1 rRNA gene is annotated in these 625 nt (G+C 50.1%); it reads left to right on the plus strand.

The window, feature by feature from the left end:
* Positions 1 to 187 precede the first annotated feature (187 nt).
* A 16S ribosomal RNA gene (locus AACU94_RS24465) occupies positions 188 to 625 on the plus strand; the annotation flags it as partial.

The following is a 625-nucleotide window of genomic DNA, read 5'->3' on the forward strand; positions in this document are numbered from 1 at the left end:
CGTACGTAGCTGTACTCGATCGATGCTCGATCGCGTCGCAACTTGCTCTTTAACAATTTATCAGACAATCTGTGTGGGCACTCGAAGATACGGATTCTTAACGTCGCAAGACGATAAATGAATACCAAGTCTCAAGAGTGAACACGTAATTCATTACGAAGTTTAATTCTTTGAGCATCAAACTTTTAAATTGAAGAGTTTGATCATGGCTCAGATTGAACGCTGGCGGCAGGCCTAACACATGCAAGTCGAACGGTAACAGGAAGAAGCTTGCTTCTTTGCTGACGAGTGGCGGACGGGTGAGTAATGTCTGGGAAACTGCCTGATGGAGGGGGATAACTACTGGAAACGGTAGCTAATACCGCATAACGTCGCAAGACCAAAGAGGGGGACCTTCTGGCCTCTTGCCATCGGATGTGCCCAGATGGGATTAGCTAGTAGGTGGGGTAACGGCTCACCTAGGCGACGATCCCTAGCTGGTCTGAGAGGATGACCAGCCACACTGGAACTGAGACACGGTCCAGACTCCTACGGGAGGCAGCAGTGGGGAATATTGGCACAATGGGCGCAAGCCTGATGCAGCCATGCCGCGTGTATGAAGAAGGCCTTCGGGTTGTAAAGTAAC

It is taken from the genome of Escherichia sp. E4702 (genome assembly GCF_963883545.1).
Taxonomy (GTDB): domain Bacteria; phylum Pseudomonadota; class Gammaproteobacteria; order Enterobacterales; family Enterobacteriaceae; genus Escherichia.